The organism is Roseococcus sp. YIM B11640 (assembly GCF_049727625.1).
GTDB lineage: Bacteria > Pseudomonadota > Alphaproteobacteria > Acetobacterales > Acetobacteraceae > Roseococcus.
The window spans coordinates 1-23,792 of sequence record NZ_JBBJOZ010000003.1; the positions used below are offsets into that span (position 1 = coordinate 1).

Consider the following 23,792-nt stretch of genomic DNA (forward strand, 5'->3'; position numbering starts at 1 on the left):
GAGGAAGGTACGGGCCGGAGCCGGAGCCGGGGCCGGAGCCGCCACCACCGGAGCCGGGCGCGGCGCGTTGAACGCGTAGCGCAGACCGACGAGGACCGAGTGGTTGTAGTTGGTCGGCTTGTAGTTGCCGGCGCCGAGCGGCGCACCGTTGTTCGCCAGGGCGACCGTGTTCAGCTCGGGCTCAAGCGTGCCCATGAAGCGGTACTCGGTCGTCAGCGCCAGGCCAGGGACCACGGCGTCGAGGCCGAAAGCCAGACCGGCGATGCCCTGATAGGCGAACTGACCGTCGCGGTCGTCCGTGCGGAGGCGCAGCGAGTTGTTCACGCGGCCGCCGACATTGCGCCAGTCGCTGAACACGTAGCCGACGCCGACGCCGAGGTACGGCGTGACGCTCACACCGGCCGGGTTCAGGCCGAGGTTGAAGTCGTACAGGGCATTCGCCATCGCGCCGTACTGGTGGATCGTGCCACCATTGCCGTACGTGCCGACGATGTTGCGGATGCTGTTGTTGCGGTAGTTACCCTCGAGCTCGACGCGGAGGCCGTTGCCGAAGCCCCAGCCGATGCTGCCGAGAGCGGTGTAGCCCCACTCGGTCTTCACGTCGTAGTTGCCGCGGACGGCAGCGTTGACCGTGTTGTTGCTGATCGTCAGACCGGTGTCGCTCGGCACGCGGTAGTTCGCGCCCACGCCACCAGCGATGTACAGGCCGCTGATCGGCGCCTGGGCCTGGGCGGCCACGGGCAGCGACAGAACGGTCGCAGCCAAAAGGGCCTTCTTGAGGCTCATCCTCGTTCTCCTTACGAATCTAAACTCGTTTGTTCGGTCGCGGCGCGGTGCTTGAGGCGCGATTCCTCGCTGCGTGGCTGCAACCTAACACTGGTCTGACCCTAAAGCATCACCCCTGCTGGGAATTGCCCCGATCTGTGGCCGCCGCGCCACAGGCCTGCGGGTCAAATTGCCACAGCAGCCTAAAGCCCCCCGAGGGCCTCGGTGTCGCTCAACTCGCGGAGGCTGCCGAGCGGCAGGAGGCGGTTGGCGTGCCCCAGTTTTCTGCCCGTCCGCGCTTCTTCCTTGCCGTACCAATGGGCCACCACACCCCTCTGCGCGACGAGACCGGGCCAGGCTTCCAGCCCTTCGGGGCCGACGAGATTGCGCATCACCGCATCCGCGTGGCGGGCGGGATTGCCCAGAGGCAGCCCGGCCACGGCCCGCACATGCTGCTCGAACTGGCCGCAGAGGCAGGCGTCCATCGTCCAGTGGCCGGAATTATGCGGCCGCGGCGCGATTTCGTTCCCCAGCACGCTGCCATCCGGCAGGAGGAACATCTCCAGCGCCACGACTCCGACGAGATCGAGGGCTTCCGCCACCCGGGCGGCATTGTCGCGCGCCAGGGCCGAGGCCTCGGCGGAAAGCCGGGCGGGTGCGAAGGAGAGGTCGAGAATGTGGTGACGGTGACGGTTCTCGATGGCGTCGTAGACGGCGACCTCGCCCGTCACCCCGCGGGCCGCGATCGCGGAGATCTCGGCCGCGAAGGGGACGAAGGCTTCGAGAATCAAGGGCTTGGGTGCCAGGCGAGCGAAAGCGGGGGCGGCGTCGCCCGGCTCGCGGATCACGGCCTGGCCGCGGCCGTCATATCCCATCCGCGTCGTCTTGAGCACGGCGGGCAGGCCGATCTCGGCCAGCGCGGCATGCAGATCCGACTCGGTGCGGACCTCGCGCCAGGGCGCAACGCGAACCCCGGCTTCCTCTAGAAAGCGCTTCTCAGCCAGGCGGTCCTGGCAGATGGAGAGGGCCCGGATCCCGGGGCGGCAGGTGGCGCGGCCTTCCAGCGCCTCCAGTGTCGCTGCCGGAACGTTCTCGAACTCGAATGTCACGATATCGACCGCGTCGGCGAAGCGGTGCAGCGCCGCCACGTCGTCATAGGCGGCGACCGTATGGGACGTCGCCACCTGCATGCCCGGCGAATCGGCCTCGGGCGCGAAGACGTGGGTGCGGAAGCCGAGCCGCGCGGCGGCCATGGCACTCATCCGGCCGAGCTGACCGCCGCCGAGGATGCCGATGGTGCCGCCGAGCGGCACCCGCACCCCATCAGACCGGGTCATGCGGAACTCCCTCGGTCTGGGCGGCGCGCCAGGCATCGAGACGGCCGGCCAGGTCCGGATCGGAGAGCGCGAGGATGGAAGCGGCGAGAAGGGCGGCATTGATAGCCCCCGCCTTGCCGATGGCCAGCGTGCCGACCGGGACGCCGCCCGGCATCTGCGCGATGGAGAGCAGCGAATCCATGCCCTTCAGCGCGTGGCTTTCGACCGGCACGCCCAGGACGGGCAGGGGCGTCATGCTGGCGGCCATGCCGGGCAGGTGAGCCGCGCCGCCGGCGCCGGCGATGATGACCTTGATGCCGCGGCCGCGCGCCGCGCTCGCATATTCGTAAAGCCGGACCGGCGTGCGGTGCGCGGAGACGACCTTGCACTCATGCGCGATGCCGAGCGCGGTGAGCGTCTCGTCCGCATGGCGCATGGTTTCCCAGTCGGAACGGCTTCCCATGATCACGCCGACGCGCGGCGCGGAATCTTTGTCGTGAGGCATCAGGCGATAATGTCGGGCAGCAACTGCCCCTCCAGCCAGGCGATCTCGTCCTTCAGCTTCAGCTTGCGCTTCTTGAGGCGCTGCATCTGCAATTGATCGCCGACGCCCGTTTCCAGGCGCGAGATCACGGTGTCGAGGTCGCGGTGTTCGCTACGCAGCTCATGCAGACGGCGAAACAAGGCTTCTTGGTCTGCCAGCATCAATCGGGCCGCCATCCTGTTGCGGGTGGGGTTCGGGACCGGGTTCATGGAGAGCGCGATTTCGCTCCCCATGCCCGGCAGGATCGGGATAGCATGTCTGGATGCGGCCGCAACAGGTCGCACAACCGGCGACGCCCTGGGCGTTTCCACCCAGGGCGATCCCCAGATAGGGAGCCACTGGATGCTGCATGCGCCGAGGGTTCGTGCCCTGGAAACCCGTCACGCCGAACTTGAACTCAGGATCGCCTCCGAGGGCTCGCGCCCTCGACCCGATGATCAAGCCCTGCAGCGGCTGAAGCGCGAAAAGCTGCAACTCAAGGAAGAAATGGAGAAGCTGCGCCGGGCGAACTGAGCTTCCCCGGCAGCCTCACTCGGTCTCGAGCGGGGTCGGCAGCGGCGTGGGGATGGCCAGGCCCTCGGCCCGGAGCCGTTCCTGCGCCGCCGTCACCGCGGCGTTCAGCGCGCCCTGGCTGCACAGGCCCAGGATGACGGGGTCGCGCGGCTTGATGTTCGCGCTGTTCCAGTGGGTGCGATCGCGCACCTTCTGGATCGTCTCCTTGGTGGTGCCCACCAGCTTCGCCACCTGTGCCTCGGTCAGCTCGGGATGGTTCCGCAGCAGCCAGGCGATGCCGTCCGGCCGGTCGTTGCGCTTGGCGACCGGCGTATAGCGGCCGCCCTTGCCGCGGCCCTTCGACGCGGGGATGGCATTGGGGGCGAGGTTCAGGCGCCCGGCCGGGTCGGCCTCGCAGCGCAGGATGTCCTCGCGCGTCACCTGGCCGTTGGCGACCGGGTCGTATCCGATGATGCCCTGCGCGACCTCGCCATCCGCGATGGCCTGGACCTCGAGCGGGTGCATCTGGACGAAATCGGCGATCTGCTCGAAGGAGAGGGAGGTCTTCTCGATCAGCCACACGGCGGTTGCCTTGGGCATCAGGGGCGGCTGGGCCATGTCAAGCTTCCATGGGGTGGGGTGCGCGATCGGGCACTCGCCCGGATTCTGCATGCCCTATAGTGGCACGTCCGGCCTGGGCCAAGCCCCGATAGGCCTGACGGTCCGGATGCGAAAGGAGGAAGGCGCCGATGTTCGACGAGGAGCCGAGGCCGCGGGCCTCCCGCCGCCTGGAGCCGGCTGCCCTGGCCGAATGGGCCGAGAACGAGCTCCGCGCCTATATCGAGGATCTCAAGGCCGAGATCGCCCGGGCCGAACAAGCGATCGCCGCGCGCTCGCATCAGCGGGCGGCGGCGGACGCCTTCTTCAGGAAAGTGGAGTAGGGGCCGGCGAAACCGCCGGCCCCCTTTGCTCAGGCCGCCTGCGGCAACTCGAGCTGACGCTGCGCGCCGGTCTCGATCTCGATGCGGCGGGGCTTCAGGGCCTCGGGCACCTCACGCTTCAGGGCGACGTGCAGCAGGCCGTTCTCCATCCGCGCGCCCTGGACCACCAGATGGTCGGCGAGCACGAAGCGGCGCTCGAAGGCGCGGCCGGCAATGCCGCGATGGATGTAGCGGCGCTCCTGTTCCTGGGCCTGCGGCGCCTTGCCGGTGACCACGAGGGTGTCGTCGCGGACCACCATCTCGATGTCGCCGGGGCCGAAGCCCGCCACGGCCATGGTCAGGACATAGCTGTCCTCGCCCGTCGCTTCGATGTTGTAGGGCGGATAGGCCTGGGTATCGGCCTGCGCGCGCACGCCGTCCAGAAGCCGGGCCACGCGGTCGAAGCCGATGGCGGTGCGGAAGAGAGGGGAAAAATCGATCGCGTTCATCAAAACCTCCTGCTTTAGCAAGGTTCAGTCGAGCATTCCGTCGCCGGCATCCCCGATGGGCGATGCGGCTTCGGATCCGCGCCACGGCCCGTTCACGGCGCCCTGGCAGCCCGAAGATGGAAAATCGCGCCGGCCAATTCAACCCGCATCACGAGCCGAAATAAAAAAACCGCCCAAGGCCAGTGGCCCCGGGCGGTTTTCCGGCTCCCCCAAAGGTGGAGGCGAGGATCAGCCCTTGCGGAGGCCGATGCCCGCAAACTTCTTGTTGAACTTCGCGACCTGGCCGCCCGTGTCCATGATGCGCTGCACGCCCGTCCAGGCCGGATGGCTCTTGGGGTCGATGTCGAGGCGGAGCGTCTCGCCCGGCTTACCGCCCGCGGTGCGAGTCTTGAAGGTCGTGCCGTCCGTCATGATGATGGTCAGCTCGTGGTAGGCGGGATGGGTATCGGGCTTCATGGCGCGGGCTTTCGGGATGCGGCAGGCGCGATGGCGTCCGGCCGTGGGTCGGCGGCGTGTAGGCCATCGGGCTCCCCGGCGCAAGTCATGAGAGCCATGCGAGGGCATTCCCCCGGCGCGCCTCGCCGGTCTAACCTGCCGTCCATCTAAGAGGGGGACGTGATGGAGTGGGCGATTCCGGCAGTCGTCGTACTGCTGCTGATCTGGTTGATGGTCGTTTACAACCGCCTCGTCGCCCTCCGGCAGGTGACGAACCAGTCCTGGTCGGACATCGAGGTCCAGCTCAAGCAGCGGCACGACTTGATCCCCAATCTCGTGGAGACGGTGAAGGGATACGCGGCCCATGAGAGCAAGACGCTCGATGCCGTGGTGAAGGCCCGCAACGTCGCGGCCTCCGCCCAGTCCCCGGATGCGATCGGCAAGGCCGAAGGCGCGCTGACGGCGCAGCTCGGCCGCATCTTCGCGCTGGCGGAATCCTACCCCGACCTGAAGGCCGATGCGGGCTTCCGCCAGCTGCAATCCGAACTCGGCGACCTCGAGAACAAGATCGCGGCCGCGCGGCGGTTCTTCAACAACTCGGCCCAGGAGTACAACACGGCGCGGCTGCAGTTCCCCGCAGTGTTCATCGCCAGCAACATGGGCTTCCATTCCGTGGAGTACTACGCGGTGCCGGAATCGGAGCGCGAGGCGGTGCAGTCCGTCCCGGCCGTGAAGTTCTAAGGAGCCCGCATGCGTGCCATCGGCCTCAGCACGCATGTGTGGAACAACAACTGGCGCTGCGCGCTGCTGCTGGCGGGCTTTCCCGTGCTGCTCGCGCTCTTTCTCTTCGGCTTCAGCCTGATCGCGGCCGATGGCGACCGGCCGCTGGGCAAGACCATCTACATCGCCATCCGGCAGATGCCGGTCTTTCTCGCCGCGGGCTCCGCGATCGCCGCGGTCTGGTTCGCCGTCGCCTGGGGCCTGCACCAGCGCATCATCGACGGGCTCACCGGCGCGAAGGAAGTGGACCGCCGCAGCGAGCCCGCCCTGTGGAACATGATGGAGGAACTCTGCATCAGCCGGGGCGAGGCGATGCCGCGGCTGGCCGTCATCGAGACGGAGGCGATGAACGCCTTCGCCTCGGGGCTGCGGCGGCGCGACGGCGCGGTCACGGTGACGCGGGGGCTCATGAACGCCCTCAGCCCCGCGGAGCTGCGGGGGGTGCTGGCGCACGAGCTCGCGCATATCCGCAACGGCGATGCGCGGCTGGGCGTGATCGCGGCCATCTTCGCGGGGATCATGAGCCTGGTCGCGGAGATGATCATGCGCACGCGCTTCCGCATCTCGGGCGGCGACCGCCGGGGAGGCGGGCTCGCGACGATCATCGGCATCGTGCTGATCCTGGTTGCCTCGGGGCTCGGGGTCGCGCTGCGCTTCGCCCTGAGCCGGAACCGCGAGTTCCAGGCCGATGCCTCGGCTGTGCAGATCACCGGCGATCCGGACGCGATGATCGGCGCGCTGCGGAAGATCCAGGGCCATTCCTCCATGCCCGAGGTGCCGAGCCAGGTGCGGGCCATGTTCTTCGACGACGACAAGCTCAGCCTCGGCGCCCGCTATTGGGCGACGCATCCGCCGATCGAGGATCGGGTGCAGGCGCTGGTGCGCTTCGCGGGCGGCCGGGACCCCGGCCCGACGCCGGTCCCGACGGCCGGCCCCTGGGCGCGCGCCATTTAAGCTTCCGGTAACCATCCGGGCCGATCCTGGCAGCATGCAGTCCGAGGACGGTGCCAGGGAGGAGCTTCGGCGGCTGGTCGAGCTTCTGGAGCTCAGTGGCCTCGCCGAGCGCCGGGGCGATGTCCGTGAGTTGCTGGAGCTCTCCCGAGGCATGCTCCAGGCGCCCCGGCACCCGGCCGCGCCCAGCGCGCCTTTCGTCCGGCCGCCGCCCTCCGCGCGCAAGATCGCGGGAAAGCTCGGCGTGCTGGCCGGGCTGGGGCTGGACGGGCTGGTGGCGGGCACCTTCTTCTGGGGGCTGGGCCAAGTGCTGACGGGCGCGGTGCCCGCGGCTTGGCGGCCCGACCTGCTCGCGCTGCTGGCGGGTCCGGCCTGGCTCCTCTTCCGGGTGCCCGCCGTGCCCGGCTGGCTGTACGAGGGCGGCTTCTACCTCCTCTATCACTGGGCCTGGGGCTGGGACTGGCTGGCCGAGGGCTTCAGCCGCTCGGCGATGGAGCGCTTCACGGCGCGCTGCGCGGCGCGCGAGGTGATGTGGGCGTGGCGGCGGCATCGCTTATCGCTGCTGCATCATCCCGGCCTCTCCGACGTCGAGAGCTTCCTGGAGCAGGGCTACGGCAAGCTTGCGCGGAAGGCCTTCCGCGAGCGCGCCGAAGCGATGGGCCGGGGCGGCGCGAGCCTGCGCGGCGGCGGCGCCGACGGCCGCGCGGCCGTGCGCCTCGCCAGGTTGCGATGGTCGGCGCTGATCCGCCTGTTCGAGGCGATCGCCGCCTCGCGCGCGCTCTGGCCACCGCCGGAACCGGAGAGCCCGCCCATCGTCCAGGCCGACGAGCCCGGGGCGGAGCCCCCGCCCGAGCCGCCCGAGCGCGCGCAGCGCCGGAGCGATCTGCGCGAGGTCATCCGCCGGAAGCGTCAGGACATTTCCACCGCCCATGGCTGGAAGCTGAAGACCCCGGGCGAGGTCGCGCAACGCGACGCCTATCTGCGCCAGACGCGCGAGGAGATCGCGGCTCTCGAGCGGGAGCTCGCGGCGCTCGGCTAATCCGCCGCGATGGGCGAAGATGGCCGCCGACTCAGCGGAGGACGCTCATGCAGCGCATCACGATCAGCCTCGACGACGCGCTGCTCGACTTCATCGACCGCTTCGGCGAGGGGCGGGGCTATTCGAGCCGCTCCGAGGCCATCCGCGACATCCTGCGGGAGACCGCCGCGCGAGAGGAGATGCAGGCCGATGCCAGCGCCCCCTGCGTGGCCGCGCTCAGCTACGTCTATGAGCACGAGACGCGCGACCTGGCGCGCCGCCTCACCACCGCGCAGCACGATCACCACGACCTGACGGTCGCGACGCTGCACGTGCATCTGGACCACGCCGAATGCCTGGAGGTCGCGGTGCTCAAGGGGCCCGTGGCGGCGGTGCGGGAATTCGGCGACAGCATGGTGACGCAGCGCGGCGTGCGGCTCGGCCACCTCCATCTCGTTCCGGTGGAGGGGCATGCGCACCCCCCGCACAAGCCCCACAAGTAGGAAGTTTATAAGAAATCTGCTGACGTCCCCGGAGCGATTCGGAGGCGAGATTGGCGCGGCAGGTTTGGGTATGGGCGGTAGCGCTGTGGCCGGGGATGGCCTGGGCGCAGGAAATTCGTCTGCCGGAGGTGCCGATCGTGGCGCCCGCGATGGCGGACCCGGCCTCGGCCAGCGAAGTCCGCGTCACGGGGAATGAGCTCCTGTCCCGCCCGGTCACCCGGCCGGCCGAGGTGCTGGAGGCGGCGCCTGGCCTCATCGTCACGCAGCACAGCGGCGAGGGGAAGGCGAACCAGTATTTCCTGCGCGGCTTCAACCTCGACCACGGCACCGACCTCGCCATCACGCTGGACGGCATGCCGCTCAACATGCCGACGCACGGGCATGGGCAGGGCTATACGGACCTGAACTTCCTCATCCCGGAACTGCTGGGCGGCATGCGCGTCCGGAAGGGGCCCTACTTCGCCGATGTGGGGGATTTCGGCAGCGCAGGCGCGCTCGATCTCACCTTGCGCGACACGCTGCCGCGGCCCGTCCTGCAGCTCACGGGCGGCAGCTTCGGCTATTGGCGCGCCCTCGCCATGGGCAGCTTCAACCTGGGCGCCGGCCGCCTGCTGCTGGCGGGCGAAGCGGCGGGCTATGACGGTCCATGGCGGCGGCCCGACGAGCTTCGCCGGATTAACGGCATCGCGCGCTACAGCCAGGGCGGCACGGCCGAGGGCTTCACCGTCACTGCCATGGCTTACTCGGGGCGATGGAGCGCTACGGACCAGATCCCGGCGCGCGCGGTCTCCGAAGGGATCATCTCACGGTACGGGACCATGGACCCGACGGATGGCGGCGAGACCCAACGCTACAGTCTCTCGGCCAACTGGCACCGGCAGATGTCGAGCGGCACGCTGCGCGCCAGCGCCTATGTGGTCCGCTCGACGCTCAGTCTCTTCAACAACTTCACCTACTTCCTCGACGATCCGGAGCATGGCGACCAGTTCCGCCAGCAGGACCGCCGGTGGGTGACGGGCTTCGATGTCAGCCACACCATGCCGGGCCAGGTCTGGGGCCGGGCGCTCGAGACGCGGATCGGCGTGCAGGGTCGCTACGACGACATCGCCCTGGCGCTGCGGCGGACCGAGGCGCGGGCGCCGCTCTCCACCGTGCGGACGGACGCGGTGCGCCAGGGCAGCATCGGGCTCTGGAGCGATGCGACGCTGCGCGCCACGGAGTGGCTGCGGGCCACGGTCGGCCTGCGGGTGGACGCGGCGGGCGGCCGGGTGAGCAGCCTCCTGCCGGAGAATTCCGGCCGCGCCTCGGATGCCCTGGTGAGCCCCAAATTCGGGCTGGTGCTCGGCCCCTGGCGCTCGACCGAGCTCTTTCTCAACGCGGGCACGGGCTATCACAGCAATGACCTGCGCGGCGCCACCATCTCGGTCGATCCGACGGACCGGCTGACGACGCTGTCGCGCGTGCCGCTCCTGGTCCGCAGCAAGGGCGCGGAGATCGGCGCGCGGACCCGCTGGGCGGAGGGGTTCGAGAGCAGCCTGGCCGTCTTCGTGCTCGATCTCGCCTCCGAGATCGTCTTCGTCGGCGATGCGGGCACCACCGAGGCGAGCCGTCCGTCGCGCCGCATCGGCGTCGAGCTGACGAACCGCTGGCAGGTGACGCCGTGGCTGTCGCTCGATGCGGATATCGCGGCCACGCGCGCGCGCTTCACCGATGACGATCCCGCCGGCGACCGCATTCCCGGCGCGCCCGAGGTGATCGCCTCGGCCGGCGCGAGTTTCGGCACCGGCGGGCCCGGCTGGTTTGGCACGGCTCGGCTGCGGTATTTCGGCGCGAGGCCGCTCGTCGAGGACAACAGCGTCCGCGCGGCGGCCTCAACGCTGGTGAATGGCCGGGTCGGCTACCGCTTCGAGAACGGCATGACGGCGCAGCTCGACTTGCTGAACGCCTTCAACGCCCGCGCCAATCAGATCGAGTATTTCTATACGTCGCGGCTGAGGTCCGAGGCCGTGGGCGTCGCGGACCGGCATATCCATCCGACGGAGCCCACGGCCTTCCGGTTCACGCTGAGCATTCCGCTCTGAACATGGAAACGCCGGGCCGCCCGCTTGGGGGCGACCCGGCGCCGCTTCGAGACCCGGACGTCAGTTCGTGCGGGAACCCGGAGCATTGGGCGCGCCCGGGGAGACCTGGCCGGGGATGGCCGGGCCGCCGGGATCCTGACGGGCCGCGGAGCCGGGCCGGGCCGGGGTGACAGCCATATTGGGGGCGGGGTCAGGCGCTCGCCCGGAAGGGGTGCCCGTCGGGTTTCCGGTCGAACCCGGGGGCGCGGAAGGCATGCCCGTCTGTCGGCTGACAGTGGCGCTGGGGTCGGAGCCGGGCGGGCGCGGCGTGTCGCTGCTGCCGCCCTGGGCGAAGGCCGCGACCGGCAGCGCGAGCAGGCCGGCAAGAAGATAGGGGGTGAAGGGGCGTTTCATCCGTTCCGTCCTTTTCATTCCGTCGAATGAAGAACGGTTAAGCTCGCCCTAGGTTTCAGTCGTCGACCTGGCGTGCCGGCGGGAAGGGCGCCTCGCGGCCCCCGCGAGCCTCGTCCTCCGGGCCGACCTCAAGCGGCTCCCGCTCACCCTCCATGAGAGCGCGGGCGAGCGCCTGCTGCACCCAAGCGGCCTCCGTCATCCCCGCGCGCCTGGCGGCGCGCTCGATGGCGGCGAGCATTTCGCTGCCGATCTTCAGGTCGATGGTTCCTGGATCCGGCATGTCTGGTTCCCCGCTATGGCTTGAAGTGGCGCTTGTTGAACCCCTGCCGTTCCCACCCGTCGCCATACGGATCGAAAATTTCCGTCGCGTTTCGAACGAAAAGCGCCGTGTTCTGGATCACTCCATAGAAATCGAACATATCTTCTTCACGAAGAAATTCGTAAAATCTGGTGATTGTGGGGATATGTATATCATCGACTGCGAGAAGAGACCAAGAATTCAAATAGGGATATATATGCCAGTAGTCCATCTCGACGAAGGGATAGGCGTGCGCGCCGTCGATGAGCGCGAAATCGATCTTGTTGCCGGCATCTCCAGTCTTGTCGCGGATGATATCGGGCAAATCGTGGAGCGTCTTCTGTGACGGACCCAAAACGAATTGGGTATTTTCCCCTTTGAAGATGCCGGATGCTTTGACGCTTTGGAGGCTATTGTCGTTTTCGCCGATCGTGAAGCAAATATGATGCTGACTTTTGTGATCCAGCATGAGTGTAGACAGGCCGCATCCCGTTTCGACAGAAAGATTGAGGCCTCCGGGAAAGTGAAGATCTATGGCGTTCCATAGAAAATCGACGACTCTCGGCGGCAGATTTCCGGCCTGATGCCATGAGGACAGGCCCTGTGCCATGGAGAACAATGTTTGCCGGAGTGGAGTTTCGTCCATTTCCAGATCCCCTGTCATAAGAAATATATTATCTATTATGAATTTCTTTGCTTTGGTGACGCGTGTCTGCTCAGGGCGCGAGGCCGAAGGCCTTGCGATCATAGAACAGCAGATCGTTATTTCAGGGAAGCGGGGGGACGATTCGAGGTGGCGGAAAAGCACCGCATGACGTCGCGGTAACCAGCCCATCGAAATGTAAGATGTCGGATGGTGGGCGCGACAGGGATTGAACCTGTGACCCCTGCCGTGTGAAGGCAGTGCTCTCCCGCTGAGCTACGCGCCCATCCGCGGCGCCCCCTTTGAAGCCGATGCCGCCGGGTGTCAAGACGAGGTTGCGGAAAGACATGCGCGTGGCCAATTGTTTCGCATGCTTCGATCCGCCACCCTCGCCCTGCTCCTGGCCGCCGGTCCGGCAAGCGCTGAGGTGTGGCAGGCTGGATACCTTTTCACCGCCGCCGGCATCCCCCTGATGGAGGCCCAGGTCGCCTTCGACATGGACAGGCCGGGCGCCCGCTACTTCGTCGAAACCCGCACCCGCCCGCGTGGCCTCGCGACCATCTTCTTCCGTGGCGAACAGGTCGCCCGCAGCGAGGGCGCCTGGCGCGGAAGCCTGCCCCGGCCCCTCCAGCACCGCAGCCAGGGCAATTGGCGCGGAACCCCGCGCCGGACGCAGATCGACTATGCCGCGGATGGCACGCCGCGCGTCACCGTCCTGGATCCCCAGCAGGACATGGAGCGAACGCCGATCCCCACCGAGGCGCTTCCCGGCACGCTCGATTCGCTTTCGGCCATGGTGCAGCTGGCCCGCCAGGTGCGGGAAACCAGTCGCTGCGACGGGCGGGCCCGCATCTTCGACGGAAGGCGCCTGACCGAGCTCACGGTCGCCACCGATGCCGTGCGGCAGGCCGATAGCGGCGGCTTGCCGAGCTGCGTGATCGAAAGCCGCATCGTGGGCGGCCTTCCGGTCGAACGGCCGGAGGATGCCCGCGTCATGCGGAGCATCGTCCACTTTGCCCCGCCGCGGGAGCCGGGGGCGCCCTTGCTCCCCATCCGGATCGAATTGCCGAGCCGTTGGTGGGGCACCCTGCAGGTCACCCTCGTGGGGCTTTCCCGGACCTAGAGCAGCAGCTTGGGCAGGTCAGCCGGGGTCTCGGCCACCATGTCGGCGCCCGTGCCCTCGCCATAGCCCCAGGCGGCGAAGACGGTGCGGACCTCCGCCCCGCTGCCGGCGCGGATGTCGTTCTGGTGGTCGCCGATCATGACCGCATCCATGGGATCGACGCCCAGCTGCGTCAGTACCCCGCGCACATGGCCCGGGTCGGGCTTGCGGACGGGCAGGCTGTCGCCGCCCACCACCAGGTCGAAATAGCCCCCGATCCGCAGCGCGCCGAGCAGGGCCCAGGTCGCCGCGATGGGCTTGTTGGTGCAGATGGCCGTCTGCCAGCCCTCGATGCCAAGGCGCTCCAGCGTCTCCACGATGCCGGGGTAGGGGCGGGTGAGCACGGCGCTATGCGCCTCGTAATCCTCGAGGAAGAGCTTCACCTCCGCCTCGACCAGCGGAAGGCCGCGCGCGGCGAAGGCCTTCACCAGCAGGGCGCGCGCCCCGTCGCCGACCATGAGGGCGACTTCGGGGACGGAAAAGGGCGCCAGGCCCTGCCGGGCCATGACGTGGTTGAGGGCGACCTGCAGATCGGGCGCGCTGTTCACCAGCGTGCCGTCCAGGTCGAAGATCGCGAGAGGCATGGGGGCTCACTAATCCGCCTCGAAACGCCCGGCAAGAAAGCGTCAGCCGGGGCGGGCTTGCGGTGCGGTGGGCCGGGCGGCTAGGCCAGGGGCATGCGCGTGGCCATCATTCTTGCGGCGGGGCAGGGCACCCGCATGAAATCGGCGATGCCCAAGGTGATGCACAAGCTCGCCGGGCGGCCGATGATCAATCACCTCATCGCGGCGGCGGAGCCGGTCTTCGACCGCATCATCGTCGTCGCCGGCCCCGGCATGCCGGAGCTGGAGCGCGCCGTGGCGCCGCATGCCTCCGTGATCCAGGCGGAGCGCCTGGGAACCGGCCATGCCGCGCGGATGGCCGCGCCGCTGCTGGAGGGCTTCGCCGGCGATGCCGCCGTGCTCTACGGCGATAACCCGCTGATCACGACCGCGACGCTGGAGCGCCTCGTCGCCGCGCGCTCGGATGCGGATCTCGCGCTGCTGGCGATGCGCCCGGGCGACCCCGCGAAATACGGCCGCGTGGTGCAGGACGCGACCGGCGCCGTGACGCGCATCGTCGAATGGGCGGATGCGAGCGAGGAGGAGCGCGCCATCGGCCTCTGCAACGCCGGCGTGGTCTGCGCGGCCTGGACGGATCTCTCGCGCTGGCTGTCCGGGCTCGGCAATGCCAACCGCCAGGGCGAATACTACCTGACCGACGTGGTCGCGGCCGCGCACGGCGAAGGGCGCCGCGTGCAGGCCGTGGAAGCGCCCGAGGCGGAGCTTCGCGGCATCAACAGCCGCGTGGAGCTCGCGACCGCCGAGGCCGAGGTCCAGGCCCGCCTTCGCGAGGCCGCGATGCTGAGCGGCGCCACGCTGGTGCAGCCCGCGAGCGTCACGCTGAGCTGGGACACGAAGCTCGGCCGCGACGTGGTGGTGGACCCGAACGTGGTCTTCGCGCCGGGTGTCACGGTGGAGGACGAGGTCGCGATCCGCGCCTTCAGCCATCTGGAGCAATGCGTGGTGCGGCGCGGCGCCATCATCGGGCCCTATGCGCGGCTGCGGCCGGCGACCGAGGTGGGCGAGGGCGCACATGTCGGCAATTTCGTGGAACTGAAGGCGGCGCATCTCGGCGCGGGCGCCAAGGCGAACCACCTGACCTATCTGGGCGATGTCACCGTCGGCGCGGCCGCGAATATCGGCGCGGGCACCATCACCTGCAACTACGACGGCGTGAACAAGCACCGCACCGAGATCGGCGCCGGCGCCTTCATCGGCAGCGACACGGCGCTGGTGGCGCCGGTGCGCGTGGGCGCGCGAGCGATCACGGCCGCGGGATCGGTGGTGACGGAGGACGTGCCGGAGGATTCGCTGGCCATCGCGCGGGGGCGCCAGGTCAACAAGCCCGGCCGTGGGGTGAAGGGGAAGTAGCATGTGCGGGATCGTCGGAGTCATCGGGCGCGAGGACGCCGCGCCGCGCCTGCTCGATGCGCTGAAGCGGCTGGAGTATCGCGGCTATGACAGCGCGGGCATCGCGACGCTGGTGAACGGCCATGTCGAGCGGCGGCGCGCCGAGGGCAAGCTCGGCAACCTCGCCGCCGTGCTGGAGGCGCAGCCGCTGCCCGGCACCACCGGCATCGGCCACACGCGTTGGGCCACGCATGGCGCGCCGGTCGAGCGCAATGCGCATCCGCATGCGACGGAGCGCGTCGCCGTCGTCCACAACGGCATCTTCGAGAACTACGCCGAGCTGCGCGCGGAGCTCGAGAAGCAAGGCCAGGTCTTCGAGACCGAGACGGACACCGAGACTTTCTGCCGCCTGCTCGACCAGCTGCTGAGCGAGGGCCTCGCGCCCGAGCAGGCCGCCGCCGCCGCGCTCAAGCGTGTCCATGGCGCCTTTGCCGTGGCGATGATGTTCGCCGGCGAGCACAAGAAGCTCATCGCCGCGCGGCAGGGCGCGCCGCTCGCCATCGGCTTCGGCGAGGGCGAGATGTTCGTGGGCTCCGACGCCATGGCGCTCGCCCCGCTCACGCGCCGCATCGCCTATCTGGAGGAGGGCGACTGGGCCGTCCTGGACCAGGACGGCGCGCATTTCTTCGACATCGACGATCAGCCCGTCTCGCGCCAGATCCGCACCACCGCCGTCTCCGGCGCCGCGACCGGCAAGGGCAACTACCGCCACTTCATGGAGAAGGAGCTCCACGAGCATCCGGCCGTGATCGGCGACACGCTGCGCCAGTATCTCGATCCGCGTACGCTGGAAGTGAACCTGCCGCGCCTGCCCTTCGACCCCGTGAAGGTGCCGCGCCTGACCATCACCGCCTGCGGCAGCGCCTTCCTGGCGGGCCAGGTCGGCCGCTACTGGTTCGAGCAGCTGGCGCGCATTCCCGTCGATGCGGATGTGGCCAGCGAACTGCGCTACCGCGACCCGCCGCTGCCCGAGGGCGGTGCGGCCATCCTCGTCAGCCAGTCGGGCGAGACGGCCGACACCATGGCCGCGCTCAAGCTGCTGCGCGAGAAGGGGCAGAGCGTGCTCTCGGTCGTGAACGTGCCGGAAAGCAGCATGGCGCGCGAGAGCGACGCGGCCGTGCTGACGGTGGCGGGCCCCGAGATCGGCGTCGCCTCCACCAAGGCCTTCACGGCGCAGCTCTCGGTCCTGGCCTGCCTCGCGATCGGCTTCGGCCGGAAGCGGCGCGAGCTGACCACCATGGACGAGGGCCGGCTGACCAAGGCGCTGCTGGAAGTGCCCCACAAGGCTGCCGAGGTGCTGGACCGCGACGCCGAGATCCACGCGCTGGCGGCCGAGGTCGCCAAGGCGCGGGACGTGCTGTTCCTCGGCCGCGGTTCGCTCTTCCCGATCGCGATGGAGGGCGCGCTGAAGCTGAAGGAGATCAGCTACATCCACGCGGAGGGATATGCGGCCGGCGAGATGAAGCACGGCCCCATCGCGCTGATCGACAGCCAGGTGCCGGTGATCGCCATCTGCCCCTCGGGCCCGCTCTACGAGAAGACGCTGTCCAACCTGCAGGAGGCTTCGGCGCGCGGCGGGCGGATCATGGCCTTCACCGATGCGGCCGGCGCCCCGAGCCTGGAGCGCTTCGCGGAGAAGGTGATCGTGCTGCCGGAGATCGATCCCTTCGCGCAGCCCATCCTCTACGCCATTCCCGTGCAGCTGCTGGCCTATCACGTCGCCGCGCTGAAGGGCACCGATGTGGACCAGCCGCGAAACCTCGCGAAGAGCGTCACCGTCGAGTAGCTAGCGCGGCACGATCCGCGGGGCTCCTCCCGGCGAGCCGGGTGGAGGGATCACGGGCGTGGTTTTCGGGTCGGGGTCCGGCACCGTGGGTGCGTGGATGCCCGGATCGACCTGCGGCGGGCGAATGACGCCGCGATCCGCAGGGCCGGGCGGAACCTGGGGCTCGGCCGGGGGGCGCGGCGCCGGTTCAAGCCGTTCCGGCGGCGTGACCGGCGGAGGCGGGGGCTGCGCGAAGGCTGCGCCGCCGATCAGCACGGCGGCCAGGGGCATCCAGGCTTTCATGGTGTCCTCCCGGCGGGGCTCGGCCCGGCCGATGGCTTTCAGGAGGAACGCCTGCGGCCGGCGGATGGTTTCTAGGCGCTCGGCCGCCGGAGCCGGTCTCCGCTCGCCTCGATGAGTGCCGAGAGGGCCAGTGCGGGGCCCCGCCGCGCGCCCGTGACGACGAATTCCACCTCGCCCAGGCTCGGCAGGCCCGGGCCCGACAGGATCTCCAGCCCCGCCGGCACCAGGCTCGCCGCGTGCGGCGCCACGCCGAGGCCCGCGAGAGCCGCCGCATCCACGCCCGTCTGCGTGCTGCTGCTGCAGACGAGGCGCCAGGCGCGGCCCTCCCGCTCCATCGCCTCCAGCACCCGCAGCCGCGTGATGCTGGGGGGCGCGAGCAGGATGAGGGGCAGGGGCTCCGCCGGGTCGGGCGCGAAGCCGGGCCGGGCGATCCAGACCAGCGGCTCCTTCCAGACGCCCCGGCCGCGCGCATCGCCTTCGGGGCGCTTGGCGAAGACGAGATCGAGGGCGCCTTCGGCCAGCAGCGCATGGAGCGCGCCGCTCTGGCCGACCGTGAGCTCCAGGTCCACGCGCGGATTCTCCCGCGTGAAGTCGCGCAGGATCTCGGGCAGGCCCTGGAGCAGCACGTCCTCCGAGGCGCCGAAGCGCAGCTTTCCCCGAAGCTTGCCGGAGGTGAAATGGCGCCGGGCGCGAGCCTCGGTATCCAGCACCGAGCGGGCGAAGCCCAGCATGGCCTCGCCATCCGGCGTCAGGCGGACGCGGTGGGTGTCGCGCAGGAAGAGGCGGCGGCCACAGGCTTCCTCCAGCCTGCGGACATGGCCGCTGACCGTGGATTGCCGCAGCCCCAGCTGCTGCGCGGCGGCCGAGAAGCCGCGCAGCTCGGCCACGGCCTGGAAGCTGCGGAGAAGCACGGGGTCCAGCATGGTGATCGCATTTCGTGATGACAGTGAGCACGGTAATCGGACTTCAGGATAGGGCCAAGCGGGCGCAGATTGACCGCATGAAGTTCCGCCTTCCCATCGACGGTTTTGTCCTCGCCCTGATCGGCACGGTGGGCCTCGCCTCGGTCCTGCCCGCGCATGGGCAGGGGGCGGAGGCCGCGGGCTGGGCCGCCAAGCTCGCCATCGCCTTCCTCTTCTTCCTCTACGGGCTGCGGCTCGCGCCGCGCGCGGCGCTGGACGGGCTGCGGCAATGGAAGCTGCACCTGGCCGTGCTGGGCTCCAGCTTCGTGCTCTTCCCGATGCTGGGGCTGGCGCTGGGGCTGCTGCCGGAGGCCGTGCTGGCGCCGGAGCTCTATGCGGGCGTGCTCTTCCTCTGCGTGCTGCCTTCCACCGTGCAGTCCTCCATCGCCTTCACCTCCATCGCGCGCGGCAATGTCGCGGCGGCGGTGTGCAGCGCCTCGGCCTCCAACCTCCTCGGCATCCTGCTGACGCCGGCGCTGGTGGCGCTGCTGATGCATGGGGCGGGCGCCGGCATCTCGCTGGGCGTGCTGGGCGATCTCGCGATGCAGCTCTTCCTGCCCTTCGCGCTCGGGCAGGCGCTGCGGCCGCGCCTCGGCGCCTGGGCGCAGCGCCACCGGGGGATCCTGGGGCGGATGGACCGGCTCTCCATCCTGATGGTGGTCTACGTGGCCTTCAGCGAGGGCGTCACCAGCGGCATCTGGCACCGGCTGGATGCGGGGCAGCTCGCGGTCCTGCTGCTGGTCTGCGCGGCGCTGCTGGGCGCCGTGCTGGGCCTGACCATGTGGCTGGCCCGGCGCCTCGGCTTCTCTCGCGCGGACGAGATCGTCCTGGTCTTCTGCGGCTCCAAGAAGAGCCTCGCGAGCGGCCTGCCGATGGCGAGCGTGATCTTCGCCGGCAGCCAGGTCGGCCTGGTCGTGCTGCCGCTGATGCTCTTCCATCAAATGCAGTTGATGGTCTGCGCCTGGCTGGCGAAGCGATATGTTTCCTGCCCTGAGGCGCCGGGCGCCGCCTCCGGCGGCTTGGCTGCGCGCCGCGCGCTGGCGCCCTGAAACCGGCCGCCATCTTTTACTCGTCGATGATTGCGACGGCCCGCGTCCATCCGGCGCTGCCGCGATGCACCTTCACCGGGAAGCACGCCACCGTGAATCCGGTTGCGGGAAGCTGGTCCAGGTTCGCCAGCTTCTCCAGGTGGCAGTAGCCGATCTCCCGCCCTGCGCGATGCCCTTCCCAGATCAGCGAGGCATCGCCCGTCTCGGCCACGCGCTTCCTGGTGTGGCTGAAGGGCGCGTCCCAGGACCATGCATCCGTGCCCACAAGCCGCACGCCTTGCTCCAGCATCCAGAGTGTCGCGGCCTTGCCCATGCCGCAGCCCGTGTCGATGAAGTCGTCCTGACCGTAGCGCGTGCCGGCCGCGGTGTTCACGACGACGATCTCCAGCGGCTTCAGCGTATGGCCGATGCGGTCCAGCTCCCGCTTCACGTCGTCGGGCGTGCAGACGTAGCCGTCGGGCTTGGTGCGGAAATCCAGCTTCACGCCCGGCTGGAAGCACCAGTCGAGCGGCACCTCGTCGATCCGCCAGGAGGGCTCGCCCCCCGGCACCGTGCGCTCGTTCATGCGCGAGAAGAAGTGGTACGGGGCGTCCAGATGCGTGCCGTTATGGGTGCTGATATTGACCTGCTCGACGGCCGCATACTCGCCTTCGGGCAGGGCGGCGACCGGCACCTCCATGTACTCGGCCATGGCGGGCGCGCTCATGTGGTGGTCGATGTACTTGATATCCGGCAGCATGCGCGGCGGGTCACTCGCGATGCCCGACTTGAGTGCGACGGAGATGTCGATGATGCGGCGCGGCATGCGGCCTCCCGGTTCGTTTCCTTGCCGGAAAGCCTAGGCAGCGGCCCCGGCCCTGACAATTGCGCCGGATGGGCCTATCTTCCCGGTCAGGACGGAGGATAACCACCATGCTCGACACGACCGCCAAGCTTCCCCTGAAGGATCCGGATCTCTTCCGCCAGGCGAATTGCATCAATGGCCAGTGGGTTCAGGCCGATAGCCGCAAGACCGTAGCGGTGAAGAACCCCGCGACCGGCGAGATCGTGGGGCATGTCCCCGCCATGGGTCAGGCCGAAACGCGCCGCGCCATCGAGGCCGCGAACGCGGCGCTCCCCGCGTGGCGCAAGCTTCTGGCCAAGGATCGCGCCGCCATCCTGCGCAAGCTCTTCGAGCTGATGATCGCCAATACCGACGACCTCGCGGCGATCATGACGGCCGAGCAGGGCAAGCCCTTGGCCGAGGCGAAGGGCGAGATCGCCTATGCGGCGAGCTTCATCGAGTGGTTCGCCGAAGAGGGCAAGCGCATCTACGGCGACGTGATCCCGCAGAACGCCCAGGGCCGCCGCGTCATCGTGATGAAGGAGCCGATCGGCGTCTTCGCCGCCATCACGCCCTGGAACTTCCCGGCCGCCATGATCACCCGCAAGGCCGGCCCCGGCTGGGCCGCCGGCTGCACGGGCGTCATCCGCCCGGCCTCGCAGACCCCGTTCTCGGCCCTGGCGCTGGCTGTGCTGGCCGAGCGCGCGGGCATGCCGGCCGGCGTGTGCAACGTCATCACCGGCCCGGCGCGGGAGACGGGCGCGGAGCTCACCTCCAACCCGCTCGTGCGCAAGCTGACCTTCACCGGCAGCACCGAGGTGGGCCGCACGCTGCTGGAGCAATGCGCGCCGACTATCAAGAAGACCAGCATGGAGCTGGGCGGCAACGCGCCGTTCCTCGTCTTCGACGACGCCGATCTCGACGCCGCTGTGCAGGGCGTGATGGCCAGCAAGTACCGCAACACCGGACAGACCTGCGTCTGCGCCAACCGCGTGCTGGTGCAGGAGGGCGTCTATGACGCTTTCGCCGCGAAGCTCAAGGAGGCGGTGGAGAAGCTGAAGGTCGGCAACGGCATGGAGCCGGGCGTGACGCAGGGTCCGCTCATCAATTCCGACGCCGTGGCCAAGGTGGAGGAGCATATCGCCGACGCGACCAAGCACGGCGCCAAGGTGCTGACCGGCGGCCATCGCCATGAGAAGGGCGGCAACTTCTTCCAGCCCACCGTACTGACCGATGTGCCGCACGACGCGCTGATCTTCCGCGAGGAGACCTTCGGCCCCGTCGCGCCGCTCTTTAAGTTCAAGACGGACGAGGAAGGCGTGGCGCTGGCGAACGACAGCGAGTTCGGCCTCGCGGCTTATTTCTACGCGCGCGATGTCGGCCGCATCTTCCGCGTGGCGGAGGGCATCGAGGCCGGCATCATCGGCATCAACGAGGGCCTGATCTCCACCGAGGTCGCTCCCTTCGGCGGCGTGAAGCAGTCGGGCCTGGGCCGCGAGGGCAGCAAGTACGGCATCGACGACTATCTGGAGATCAAGTACCTCGCGCTTGGCGGAATTTGATCGCCGCATGAGTGGACTGCGCGCGAGGGTCTTCCAGCACGGGTTGGCCACCGCGCTGTGGCGCCGGTTGCCCGAGGAGGCGAAGGTCAAGCTGCGCCCCGTGCTCGGCCTGCCCGAGATGGTGGCGGCGGCCGAGCCCGCGGCCGATCCGGAGACTGCGCCGCAGCCGGTGAAGCCTTTCCAGGAGGTGGATACGCTCGAGGAAATGCTCGAGCGTATCGAGGCCGTGCGGAGCCGCGCGCCGGGCGCCCCGCAGGACACCTATTACGACCTCACCACCCTCCATCTGAAGCCGCCGCCCGAGGCGCTGCGGATGCGGGAGCTCGATCCCTTCTCGCCCGAGTATTCCGAGCTGGCCATGGAACTCATGGACCGGCTGCGCGGCCGCGGCGGCTACACGCCCGGCCATGACGAGCTGATCCACCACACCATGCAGGACCGCGATCTTTGGAGCGGTCTCTCGCCCTTCGACTATCGCGATCCGGTCCTCGTCGCTGAGTTCTTCGACTGCTACGCCTCGATGCTGCGGCAGATCGGCGCGCCGCCGCCGGCTTCGGTCCTGGAATACGGGCCGGGAACCGGGCAGTTCCTCATCACGCTCGCGCGCTTGGGCTATCGCTGCCATGCGGTGGACATCGAGCAGGAATACCTCACGCTCATCCAGCGGCAGGCCGAGACGATGGGCCTCTCCATCGCCTGCGACCGCGACGTCTTCGGCGAGGGCTTCGGCGACGAGCGCTTCGACGCCATCATCTTCTTCGAGGCCTTCCACCACTGCCCCGATATGCCGGGCCTTCTCAGCCGCTTGCGGGACCGGGTGGCGCCGGGCGGCCGCATCATCCTCTGCGGCGAGCCGCTGATCCCGGACGGGATGACGGACGGGCCGGTGCCCTATGCCTGGGGTCCGCGGCTGGATGCGCTCTCCATTGAATCCATCCGGCGGGGCTGGATGGAGCTGGGCTTCCAGTACAGCTACCTGATCGAGGCCTTCCATCGGACCGGATGGGCCCCCAGCTACTTCCCGCATCAGACTTACCGTTCCCACATGATTGTCGCTTCGCGGCATCCGGACTGGACACCTCCATGACCTACGACTTCGACCTCTTCGTGATCGGCGGCGGTTCGGCGGGCGTGCGCACGGCGCGCATCGCGGCGGGCCATGGCGCGCGCGTGGGCGTGGCGGAGGAGCGGTTCTGGGGCGGCACCTGCGTCAATGTCGGCTGCGTGCCGAAGAAGCTCATGGTGAACGCCGCCGAATACGGCCAGTGGGCGCAGGACGCCCTGGCCTTCGGCTGGAACATCGAGAATCACGGCCATGACTGGCTGAAGCTCGCGCAGGCGCGGGATGCCGAGGTGGCGCGCCTCTCGGGCATCTATGGCCGCATGCTGCAGGGCGCGGGCGTCCGGCATTTCGACGCGCGCGCGACCTTCATCGACGACCATACGCTGCAGGTCGGAGACCAGAAGGTGACGGCCGAGCGCATCGTCATCGCCACCGGCGGCCGCGCCACGCGTCCGGATATCCCGGGCGCCGAGCTCGGCATGATCTCCGACGGGCTGTTCGAGCTGAAGGCCCTGCCGAAGCGCGCCGCCGTCGTCGGCTCGGGCTATATCGCGCTCGAATTCGCCTGCCTGCTGGGCGGCCTGGGCGCGGAGGTGGAGGTCTTCTTCCGCGCCGACCAGCCCCTGCGCGGCTTCGACGGCGACATCCGCCTCGCCGTCACCGAGGCCATGACGGCCCAGGGCATTACGATGAGCGCCGGCTGCGTGCCGACACGCATCACGAAGATCGACGACGCGCTGATGCTGACGCTCACCAACAACTTCACGCGCGAGGTGGACGCGGTCTTCTTCTGCACGGGGCGCGAGCCCTATACGCAGGGTCTCGGCCTGGAAAAGGCGGGCGTTACCGTGAAGCCCGGCGGCGCCATCCCGGTGGATGACGAGCACGCGACCAACGTGCCGCACATCTACGCGATCGGCGACGTGATCGACCGCGTGAACCTGACCCCCATGGCGACCGCCGTGGGGCATGCCCTGGCCGACACGCTCTTCGGCAAGAACCCCCGCAAGGCGAGCTACGAGAACGTCCCCACCGCCATCTTCACCTCGCCCCCGATCGGCACGGTGGGGCTGTCGGAGGAGGAGGCCGCCAAGCGGGGCCCGGTGGACGTCTACGTCAGCAAGTTCACGCCCATGCGGCACACCATGACGAAGCGCGAGGGCCGCAAGACCCTGATGAAGCTGGTGGTGGACCAGGCGACGCAGAAGGTGGTCGGCGCCCACATGCTGGGCGAGGACGCGGCAGAGATCATGCAGGGCATCGGCATCGCGGTGGTGATGGGCGCGACCAAGCAGGATTTCGACCGGACCATCGGCATCCACCCCACGGCGGCCGAGGAGTTCGTGACCCTGCGGACCCGGACCCGCGTTGCGGGCATGCCTGCTGCCGAACCAGCGAAAACCGCGGCCGAGTAGCGTTTTCCGCCATCCTGCCGTAACCTGT

The 23,792-nt window shown here is 69.1% G+C and carries 28 protein-coding genes and 1 tRNA gene; 14 read left to right on the forward strand and 15 right to left on the reverse strand.

Annotation, left to right across the window (positions count from 1 at the left end; all coding sequences use genetic code 11):
• The 4 genes from WJM96_RS13870 to WJM96_RS13885 form a co-directional block, all read right to left on the reverse strand.
• Positions 1-786, reverse strand: a 786-nt coding sequence (locus WJM96_RS13870) for an outer membrane protein (RefSeq protein ID WP_424813107.1), incomplete at its 3' end; no start/stop codon positions are given.
• A gap of 182 nt (positions 787-968) precedes the next feature.
• Positions 969-2,102, reverse strand: coding sequence for a 5-(carboxyamino)imidazole ribonucleotide synthase (locus WJM96_RS13875; RefSeq protein WP_424813108.1), 1,134 nt, complete (start codon positions 2,100-2,102; stop codon positions 969-971).
• Complete coding sequence (purE, locus tag WJM96_RS13880; RefSeq protein ID WP_424813109.1) at positions 2,089-2,586, reverse strand: 5-(carboxyamino)imidazole ribonucleotide mutase; 498 nt, start codon at positions 2,584-2,586, stop codon at positions 2,089-2,091. Before purE ends, WJM96_RS13875 begins: the two co-directional genes overlap by 14 nt.
• Positions 2,586-2,786: a YdcH family protein gene (locus WJM96_RS13885; RefSeq protein WP_424813597.1), complete on the reverse strand. Its 201-nt coding sequence runs from the start codon at positions 2,784-2,786 to the stop codon at positions 2,586-2,588. The genes purE and WJM96_RS13885 overlap by 1 nt, the downstream gene beginning before the upstream one ends.
• Before the next feature lie 181 nt (positions 2,787-2,967).
• Between WJM96_RS13885 and WJM96_RS13890 the strand changes: the two genes are divergently transcribed.
• Positions 2,968-3,138, forward strand: a complete 171-nt coding sequence (locus WJM96_RS13890) for a YdcH family protein (protein ID WP_424813110.1) — start codon at positions 2,968-2,970, stop codon at positions 3,136-3,138.
• A 15-nt stretch (positions 3,139-3,153) separates the two neighbouring features.
• Here the strand turns inward: WJM96_RS13890 and WJM96_RS13895 are convergent, their stop codons facing one another.
• Entirely contained in the window at positions 3,154-3,735 is a 582-nt protein-coding gene (locus tag WJM96_RS13895; RefSeq protein WP_424813111.1) for a DUF1013 domain-containing protein, read from the reverse strand.
• Between the two features lie 131 nt (positions 3,736-3,866).
• Here WJM96_RS13895 and WJM96_RS13900 point away from each other — a divergent pair, with 131 nt between their 5' ends.
• On the forward strand, positions 3,867-4,058 hold the full coding sequence (locus WJM96_RS13900) for a DUF1192 family protein (RefSeq protein ID WP_424813112.1): 192 nt from the start codon (positions 3,867-3,869) through the stop codon (positions 4,056-4,058).
• A 29-nt stretch (positions 4,059-4,087) separates the two neighbouring features.
• Here the strand turns inward: WJM96_RS13900 and WJM96_RS13905 are convergent, their stop codons facing one another.
• Both WJM96_RS13905 and rpmE read right to left on the reverse strand, forming a co-directional pair.
• Positions 4,088-4,546, reverse strand: a complete 459-nt coding sequence (locus tag WJM96_RS13905; protein ID WP_424813113.1) for an Hsp20 family protein — start codon at positions 4,544-4,546, stop codon at positions 4,088-4,090.
• 228 nt (positions 4,547-4,774) lie between these two features.
• Entirely contained in the window at positions 4,775-5,002 is a 228-nt protein-coding gene (rpmE, locus tag WJM96_RS13910; protein ID WP_424813114.1) for a 50S ribosomal protein L31, read from the reverse strand.
• Between the two features lie 162 nt (positions 5,003-5,164).
• Here rpmE and WJM96_RS13915 point away from each other — a divergent pair, with 162 nt between their 5' ends.
• The 5 genes from WJM96_RS13915 to WJM96_RS13935 are packed head-to-tail and all read left to right on the forward strand — an operon-like array spanning position 5,165 to position 10,314.
• Entirely contained in the window at positions 5,165-5,722 is a 558-nt protein-coding gene (locus WJM96_RS13915) for a LemA family protein (protein ID WP_424813115.1), read from the forward strand.
• A gap of 9 nt (positions 5,723-5,731) precedes the next feature.
• Positions 5,732-6,715, forward strand: a complete 984-nt coding sequence (locus WJM96_RS13920) for a M48 family metallopeptidase (protein ID WP_424813116.1) — start codon at positions 5,732-5,734, stop codon at positions 6,713-6,715.
• Positions 6,716-6,749: 34 nt separating this feature from the next.
• Entirely contained in the window at positions 6,750-7,751 is a 1,002-nt protein-coding gene (locus tag WJM96_RS13925) for a hypothetical protein (protein WP_424813117.1), read from the forward strand.
• Positions 7,752-7,798: 47 nt separating this feature from the next.
• A complete protein-coding gene (gene nikR, locus WJM96_RS13930; protein ID WP_424813118.1) occupies positions 7,799-8,233 on the forward strand; it encodes a nickel-responsive transcriptional regulator NikR in 435 nt (144 codons plus the stop codon).
• Positions 8,234-8,283: 50 nt separating this feature from the next.
• Positions 8,284-10,314: a TonB-dependent receptor gene (locus WJM96_RS13935; protein ID WP_424813119.1), complete on the forward strand. Its 2,031-nt coding sequence runs from the start codon at positions 8,284-8,286 to the stop codon at positions 10,312-10,314.
• A 60-nt stretch (positions 10,315-10,374) separates the two neighbouring features.
• On the opposite strand, the gene WJM96_RS13940 is transcribed toward WJM96_RS13935, so the two are convergent.
• The 4 genes from WJM96_RS13940 to WJM96_RS13955 form a co-directional block, all read right to left on the reverse strand.
• Positions 10,375-10,707 (reverse strand): hypothetical protein, encoded by a 333-nt coding sequence (locus tag WJM96_RS13940; RefSeq protein ID WP_424813120.1) that lies wholly within the window; start codon positions 10,705-10,707, stop codon positions 10,375-10,377.
• Positions 10,708-10,762: 55 nt separating this feature from the next.
• A complete protein-coding gene (locus tag WJM96_RS13945) occupies positions 10,763-10,987 on the reverse strand; it encodes a hypothetical protein (protein WP_424813121.1) in 225 nt (74 codons plus the stop codon).
• A 13-nt stretch (positions 10,988-11,000) separates the two neighbouring features.
• Complete coding sequence (locus WJM96_RS13950) at positions 11,001-11,615, reverse strand: class I SAM-dependent methyltransferase (protein ID WP_424813122.1); 615 nt, start codon at positions 11,613-11,615, stop codon at positions 11,001-11,003.
• 244 nt (positions 11,616-11,859) lie between these two features.
• Positions 11,860-11,934, reverse strand: a tRNA-Val gene (locus WJM96_RS13955).
• Positions 11,935-12,018: 84 nt separating this feature from the next.
• Between WJM96_RS13955 and WJM96_RS13960 the strand changes: the two genes are divergently transcribed.
• Positions 12,019-12,771, forward strand: coding sequence for a DUF3108 domain-containing protein (locus WJM96_RS13960; protein WP_424813123.1), 753 nt, complete (start codon positions 12,019-12,021; stop codon positions 12,769-12,771).
• On the opposite strand, the gene WJM96_RS13965 is transcribed toward WJM96_RS13960, so the two are convergent.
• Positions 12,768-13,394 carry an HAD-IA family hydrolase gene (locus tag WJM96_RS13965; RefSeq protein ID WP_424813124.1) on the reverse strand — a complete coding sequence of 209 codons (627 nt, stop codon included), beginning with the start codon at positions 13,392-13,394 and terminating at the stop codon, positions 12,768-12,770. The genes WJM96_RS13960 and WJM96_RS13965 overlap by 4 nt on opposite strands.
• A 93-nt stretch (positions 13,395-13,487) precedes the next feature.
• Here WJM96_RS13965 and glmU point away from each other — a divergent pair, with 93 nt between their 5' ends.
• Both glmU and glmS read left to right on the forward strand, forming a co-directional pair.
• Positions 13,488-14,783, forward strand: a complete 1,296-nt coding sequence (gene glmU / locus WJM96_RS13970) for a bifunctional UDP-N-acetylglucosamine diphosphorylase/glucosamine-1-phosphate N-acetyltransferase GlmU (RefSeq protein ID WP_424813125.1) — start codon at positions 13,488-13,490, stop codon at positions 14,781-14,783.
• A 1-nt stretch (position 14,784) separates the two neighbouring features.
• On the forward strand, positions 14,785-16,608 hold the full coding sequence (gene glmS, locus WJM96_RS13975) for a glutamine--fructose-6-phosphate transaminase (isomerizing) (protein ID WP_424813126.1): 1,824 nt from the start codon (positions 14,785-14,787) through the stop codon (positions 16,606-16,608).
• Here glmS and WJM96_RS13980 read toward each other — a convergent pair whose 3' ends face one another.
• Complete coding sequence (locus WJM96_RS13980; protein ID WP_424813127.1) at positions 16,609-16,890, reverse strand: hypothetical protein; 282 nt, start codon at positions 16,888-16,890, stop codon at positions 16,609-16,611.
• Positions 16,891-16,961: 71 nt separating this feature from the next.
• Complete coding sequence (locus WJM96_RS13985; RefSeq protein ID WP_424813128.1) at positions 16,962-17,813, reverse strand: LysR family transcriptional regulator; 852 nt, start codon at positions 17,811-17,813, stop codon at positions 16,962-16,964.
• A 77-nt stretch (positions 17,814-17,890) separates the two neighbouring features.
• Between WJM96_RS13985 and WJM96_RS13990 the strand changes: the two genes are divergently transcribed.
• Positions 17,891-18,901, forward strand: a complete 1,011-nt coding sequence (locus WJM96_RS13990; protein WP_424813129.1) for a bile acid:sodium symporter family protein — start codon at positions 17,891-17,893, stop codon at positions 18,899-18,901.
• Between the two features lie 16 nt (positions 18,902-18,917).
• Here the strand turns inward: WJM96_RS13990 and WJM96_RS13995 are convergent, their stop codons facing one another.
• The gene (locus WJM96_RS13995; RefSeq protein WP_424813130.1) at positions 18,918-19,706 is read right to left on the reverse strand and encodes a cyclase family protein; all 789 of its coding nucleotides are present in this window, start codon (positions 19,704-19,706) and stop codon (positions 18,918-18,920) included.
• A gap of 107 nt (positions 19,707-19,813) precedes the next feature.
• Between WJM96_RS13995 and gabD the strand changes: the two genes are divergently transcribed.
• The 3 genes from gabD to gorA are packed head-to-tail and all read left to right on the forward strand — an operon-like array spanning position 19,814 to position 23,764.
• A complete protein-coding gene (gene gabD, locus WJM96_RS14000; protein WP_424813131.1) occupies positions 19,814-21,286 on the forward strand; it encodes an NADP-dependent succinate-semialdehyde dehydrogenase in 1,473 nt (490 codons plus the stop codon).
• A 7-nt stretch (positions 21,287-21,293) separates the two neighbouring features.
• Positions 21,294-22,373 (forward strand): class I SAM-dependent methyltransferase, encoded by a 1,080-nt coding sequence (locus WJM96_RS14005; protein ID WP_424813132.1) that lies wholly within the window; start codon positions 21,294-21,296, stop codon positions 22,371-22,373.
• Positions 22,370-23,764, forward strand: coding sequence for a glutathione-disulfide reductase (gene gorA / locus WJM96_RS14010; protein ID WP_424813133.1), 1,395 nt, complete (start codon positions 22,370-22,372; stop codon positions 23,762-23,764). The genes WJM96_RS14005 and gorA overlap by 4 nt, the downstream gene beginning before the upstream one ends.
• The last annotated feature ends 28 nt before the right edge of the window (positions 23,765-23,792 follow it).